This is a genomic window from Streptomyces pathocidini (genome assembly GCF_001418495.1).
GTDB classification, from domain to species: Bacteria; Actinomycetota; Actinomycetes; order Streptomycetales; family Streptomycetaceae; genus Streptomyces; species Streptomyces pathocidini.
The window spans coordinates 1-5,191 of the sequence record NZ_LIQY01000333.1; the positions used below are offsets into that span (position 1 = coordinate 1).

At 70.5% G+C, this 5,191-nt stretch carries 6 protein-coding genes and 1 pseudogene; 2 read left to right on the plus strand and 5 right to left on the minus strand.

Translation table 11 applies throughout. The annotated features are described in order from the left end of the window. Window positions 1–206, minus strand: a pseudogene (locus tag AOK16_RS16475) (carbon-nitrogen family hydrolase); the annotation flags it as partial. Window positions 207–406: 200 nt separating this feature from the next. Here AOK16_RS16475 and AOK16_RS16480 point away from each other — a divergent pair. Beyond that, the gene (locus tag AOK16_RS16480) at window positions 407–1,231 is read left to right on the plus strand and encodes a maleylpyruvate isomerase family mycothiol-dependent enzyme (protein ID WP_055473001.1); all 825 of its coding nucleotides are present in this window, start codon (window positions 407–409) and stop codon (window positions 1,229–1,231) included. A gap of 66 nt (window positions 1,232–1,297) precedes the next feature. On the opposite strand, the gene AOK16_RS16485 is transcribed toward AOK16_RS16480, so the two are convergent. The 4 genes from AOK16_RS16485 to AOK16_RS16500 all read right to left on the minus strand — a co-directional run bounded on the left by AOK16_RS16485 (window position 1,298) and on the right by AOK16_RS16500 (window position 4,456). Next, a complete protein-coding gene (locus tag AOK16_RS16485) occupies window positions 1,298–2,605 on the minus strand; it encodes an MFS transporter (RefSeq protein WP_055473002.1) in 1,308 nt (435 codons plus the stop codon). Then, on the minus strand, window positions 2,602–3,300 hold the full coding sequence (locus AOK16_RS16490) for a GntR family transcriptional regulator (RefSeq protein ID WP_055473003.1): 699 nt from the start codon (window positions 3,298–3,300) through the stop codon (window positions 2,602–2,604). Before AOK16_RS16490 ends, AOK16_RS16485 begins: the two co-directional genes overlap by 4 nt. 78 nt (window positions 3,301–3,378) lie before the next feature. Beyond that, window positions 3,379–3,576, minus strand: coding sequence for a DUF397 domain-containing protein (locus tag AOK16_RS16495; protein WP_055473004.1), 198 nt, complete (start codon window positions 3,574–3,576; stop codon window positions 3,379–3,381). 4 nt (window positions 3,577–3,580) lie between these two features. After that, window positions 3,581–4,456, minus strand: coding sequence for a helix-turn-helix domain-containing protein (locus tag AOK16_RS16500; protein WP_055473005.1), 876 nt, complete (start codon window positions 4,454–4,456; stop codon window positions 3,581–3,583). Window positions 4,457–4,683: 227 nt separating this feature from the next. On the opposite strand from AOK16_RS16500, the gene AOK16_RS16505 reads away from it, so the two are divergent. Then, on the plus strand, window positions 4,684–5,191 hold a 508-nt coding region (locus AOK16_RS16505), incomplete at its 3' end, for an ATP-binding protein (RefSeq protein ID WP_079101457.1).

Below are 5,191 nucleotides of genomic sequence, written 5' to 3' on the forward strand. Positions count from 1 at the left end.
GCCATCGCCTCGGCCGTCGGCCCGTCCGCCGCTGACTCCGCGTTCGCCTCGAACTCCTCGTACGCGAAGGCGCCGGTGGGCCACAGCTCCGGCAGGACGACCAGATCGGATCCGGACTGCGCTCGTACGAGTTCGGCCACCCGAACGCGGCGGTCCGCGACCGACTCGTGGGGGTTCACGTCGATCTGGAGCAAAGAGGCGCGCACAGTACCACCACTCTCGGGATCCGGCGTTCGATTCGGCCCGCCGACAGGCCTACGATGCATTCGCATAAGCCACAACCGCCCGTCAAGCACTGTCGAAAGCACTGCCGGGGTGCCCGCGCGCAGCGTAACTTAACTGCCAGAGCCGACGCTCGTGCACCCAGACCGCGAATCGAACCGGATCGAACCGCCCGAGGGGTCCCGTGACCGTCCATCCCAGCCTCCAGCACTGCATCGACGCCTGGACGCAATCCATCGAGGCCATATCCGAGTTGGTGACACCACTCGTGGAGGGCGAGTGGAGCTACCGCACCGACTGCCCCGGGTGGTCGGTGCGCGACGTGGTCTCGCACGTCATCGGCGTCGAGTGCGAGATGCTCGGCGACCCGCGCCCCATCCACACCCTCCCGCGCGACCTCTACCACGTGAAGGACGACCTCTCCCGCCACATCGAGGTCCAGGTCGACGTGCGGCGCTGCCACACCGCGCCGGAGATGACCTCCGAGCTGGAGTACACGGTCATCCGCCGCTCCCGTCAGCTGCGGAACGAGACGCGCGCCCCGGAGACGGTGCTGCGCGGCCCGCTCGGCCAGGACGTGACCCTCGAAACCGCCCTGCGGATGCGGGTGTTCGACGTCTGGGCACACGAGCAGGACCTGCGCCGCGCCCTGGACAAGCCGGGCAACCTGGACTCCGCCGCCGCGGTCATCGCCCGCGACTGGCTGGTGGCGGCCCTGCCGAAGGTGGTCGCCAAGAAGGCGGGCGCGCCCGCCCATTCGGCCGTCGTCTTCGACGTGCACGGCCCGCTGGAGTTCATGCGCACGGTGCGCGTGGACGCCGACGGCAGGGGCACGGTCAACAGCAGCCCGTCCCTGGGCCCGGCCGCGACCCTCATCCTCGACTGGGAGGCCTACGCCCTCCTGGCCTGCGGCCGCGTCAGGCCGGAGGCCCTGGCGGACCGCGTGAAGGTCGAAGGCGACCAGGACCTGGCCCAGGCCATCCTCCAGTCCTTCGCCATCACGCCGTAGCGCGGCCGTCCACAGGCTGTGGGCATGCGGTCCGCCGGCCCACAGCGTGGCGAACGCCGACCCGGCTCAGGCCGGGACGTGCACCGTCTCCACGCGGCTGGCCACCACCCGTTCGCGCTCCCGCCGGTGGGCCCGGCCCTTGAGGCGGAGGATCTGGGTGATGCCCAGGGCCTGGAGGACGAAGACGGAGGCGAAGGCGATCCGGTAGTTCTCGCCGGTGGCGTCGAGGAGGACGCCGACGGCGAGCAGCGTGGTCATCGAGGCGGTGAAACCACCCATGTTGACGATCCCGGACGCCGTGCCGAGCCGCTCCGGCGGATTCGCCGGCCGCGCGAAGTCGAACCCGATCATCGACGCCGGCCCGCACGCCCCCAGCACCGCACACAGCAGCACCAGCAGCCACATCGGCGCATGCTCCCCCGGCCACACCAGCGCCGCCCCCCACACGAGCGCGGTCGCCCCGACCGTACCCAGCGCCAGCGGCGTACGGGCCCGATGGTGCCGGGCGATGACCTGCCCGTAGACCAGACCCACCGCCATGTTGGCCAGCACCACCAGCGTCAGCAGCTCACCGGCGGTCGCCCGCGGCAGCCCCTGCGCCTCGACCAGGAACGGCATCCCCCACAGCAGCAGGAACACCATCGCCGGGAACTGGGTCGTGAAGTGCACCCACATCCCCAGCCGCGTGCCCGGCTCGCGCCAGGCGGCGCCGATCTGGCGGCGTACGAACGACGGCCCGCGGTGGTGCGAAGGCCGCGGCTGCGGCTCGTACCCCTCGGGGTGGTCCTTGAGGAACAGCAGGACCAGCGCCAGAACGACCGCCCCGCCCACCGCACTTCCCGCGAACGTCGGCGTCCAGCCCAGCCCGTGCAGCAGCCGGGCCAGGACGATCGTGGAGATCAGGTTGCCCGCCATCCCGAACAGCGCCGCGACCTGCGCGATCAGCGGCCCGCGCCGCGCGGGGAACCAGCGCGAGCCCAGCCGCAGCACGCTGATGAAGGTCATCGCGTCCCCGCAGCCGAGCAGCGCGCGGGAGGCGAGGGCGGCACCGTACGAGTGGGAGAGCGCGAAGCCGAGCTGCCCGGCGGTGAAGAGGACGGCGCCGAGCGCCAGCACCTTCTTCGTACCGAGCCGGTCGACCAGCAGGCCGACGGGGATCTGCATGCCCGCGTAGACGAGCAGTTGGAGGATGGAGAAGGTCGACAGGGCCGAAGCGTTGATGGAGAACCGGTCGACGGCGTCGAGGCCGGCGACACCGAGGCTGGTGCGGTAGGTGATGGCGACGAAGTAGACGGCGACGCCGATGCCCCACACGGCGGCGGCCCGGCGCCCGCCGGGCGGATCCCCGGGCAGGCCTGAGGCGGATGAGCTCATCGCTCATCCCCCCGAACCAGCACCCGCACCCGACTCACATGCTGGTGCACGGCCGTCACGGCGGCGTCCGCGTCGCCCGAGCGCAGGGCTTCGAGGATCTCGGCGTGCTCGCAGATGTTCTTGGCGACGCGGTCGGGGTGCGCGTGCATCACGGCGACACCCATCCGCAGCTGGCGGTCGCGTAGTTGGTCGTAGAGCCGGTCCAGGATCTGGTTGCCGGCACTGCGCACGATCTCGGCGTGGAAGCAGCGGTCGCTCGCGGCGACCGCCGCGAGATCGCCCGCGTCGGCGAACCGCCGCTGCTCCTCCAGCAGTTCCTCCAGCCGCGCGATCAGCCGCGGCCCGGCGGGCGCGGCCTTGCGCGCCGCGTGCTCCTCGACCAGCAGCCGCGTCTCGACGACGTCCCCGATCTCCTGCGCGGAGACGGGCAGCACGAGCGCGCCCTTCTTCGGGTAGAGCTTGATCAGCCCCTCGACCTCGAGCCGCAGCAGCGCCTCCCGCACGGGCGTACGCGACACCCCCACGGCCTCCCCGAGATCCCCCTCGGTGAGCAGCGTCCCCCCTTCGTAACGCCGCTCGAGCACGGCCTGCTTGACGTACGCGTACACGCGCTCGGCGGCAGGCGGCTGCCGAGTCTTGTCCTTGGCGGAGGAGGGCGTCGCGACAGACGCCGAGGGCGCGGCGGAGGAGAGCATGCGCACATCTTAGATACAACAGGTATGCGCCAGGTATACACGTCCGGGATGTGGAATACGGAAGGCGGCCCCGCCGACCTATGCGCCGAACTCCCCCCGCACGAGGCCGTCCCGAAACGCGGCCCACGCCGACGGCCGAAACCGGAGCGTCGGCCCCTCCGGGTCCTTCGAATCGCGCACGGCGACCGTGCCGGGGATGTTTGTCGCGACCTCGACGCATTCCTGGCCCGCGTTGCCGCCGCTGAAGCTGGATTTGCGGAAGTCGAACTCGGCCATGGGTCTAAATCTCCTTGCGGATACCGTCGATCAGCCTCGCGGAGCTGCGCTGCGCGAGCCCAAGCCGCGTGATGCGATCGAAGATCGCGCTGTGATGTGCCGCGTCGCTCTCACTTTCGAGCCAGATCGTAGTTGAGGTCGTGTCCATGTGCACCACCTCCATCGCGCCGGGCTCCGCAAACGAGACGACCGTAAAGGCACTGGTCATTCCGGGATGAGCGCCCGCGAGGAAGGGCACCACCTGAAGCCTGACGTTGGGCTGGCGCGCCGCTTCCAGGAGGTGTTCCAACTGGCCGCGCATGACCTCCCGGCCACCGATCAGCTGCCGGAGCGCGCCCTCGTGGAGAACGGCCCACAATTGGAGAGGTCGGTCACCACTCAGCCGCACCTGCCGAGCCATCCTCGACTCCACGAAGGGCTCGATCTCGTCCGGGTCCTCCCAGGAACCGTTGCCGACGGCCAGGGCCCGGGCGTAGTCGGAGGTCTGCAAGAGGCCGGGCACGATGGCCAGTTGCCAGGTGCGGACGCTGGTCGCGATGTCCTCCAAAGCCACGTACTCGGCCATGGCCCGCAACTCGGGGTACTGGTTCCACCAGCCCTTCGCCTTCCGGCGCTCGCGATCCGCCTGCGCCAGGAGCAGGAGCCCGCCGACGGTGTCGGCGTCGTCTACGCCGTAGAGGTCGCACAGCGCGCGAATGTCGGGGTCGCGCATCGGCACCCAACCACGTTCCATCTTCACGACTTTCGTCGCGGTCGCGCTCAGAACCTTGGCGGCTTCGAGCTGCGTCTTGCCCGCCGCATCGCGCAGGGCGAGCAGCTGGCCACCCAACTTGCGCCCGAGCACCGTTGATTGGCGATTGCCTTGCGCTGTCCGACTCACCGGCACAGTGTCACACCTTCCGCATGGAGCGGTCACTCGATGGGGAATATCTTCCCCGAATAACTTGATCCCGGCCACGCACGCCCCTACCGTCGGTACTCAACCGCTCGCACGGCGGCGTCAGTTGGCGGAAGTGCACCGCCGTGCCATGCCCCTGCCGGGGCGGACGGCGGCAGAGCCACCGCCCCACACCCCACCGCACCCGCAGATCACGGAGGCGTGAATTCATGGTCGTATCCCAACCGTCCCGCGCGGGCGAACCCGCTGTCCTGCGGGAGGACGCGCTCGACTACACCCCCAATCCGCGCAGCGTCTCGCTCGCCCGGCGCCGCGCGGCGCGGCTCGTGCGGGAGTGGGGGCACCCGGATCTCGTCGACGGGGCGGCGCTGCTCGTCAGCGAGTTGGCGACGAACGCGCTGCTGCACGGCTGTCTGCGGGACCGCCTGTTCCGCGTACGGATCGCCCTCACGCCCACGGCCGTACGCATCGAGGTGAGCGACCCGCGCGGCGAACGTCTCCCCCTCACGCGGCGGCCCGCCGACGACGAGTCCTTCGGCCGCGGCCTCCTCCTGGTCGACCAGCTCGCCGACCGCTGGGGGACCTCGTCCCGCAGCCCCGGGCCGGGCAAAACGGTGTGGGCCGAACTGGGCACCGGCCAACCGCCACGACGCCCCACCACCATGTCGCTCATCCACCACCCCCCTCAGATTTCTAACACCCAAAACCCCCCATACC

Excerpts from the sequence above, each read along its gene's own strand:
- AOK16_RS16485 (WP_055473002.1), bottom strand. The coding sequence starts at position 2,605 with ATGAGCTCATCCGCCTCAGGCCTGCCCGGGGATCCGCCCGGCGGGCGC.
- AOK16_RS16490 (WP_055473003.1), bottom strand. The coding sequence starts at position 3,300 with ATGCTCTCCTCCGCCGCGCCCTCGGCGTCTGTCGCGACGCCCTCCTCC.
- AOK16_RS16495 (WP_055473004.1), bottom strand. The coding sequence starts at position 3,576 with ATGGCCGAGTTCGACTTCCGCAAATCCAGCTTCAGCGGCGGCAACGCG.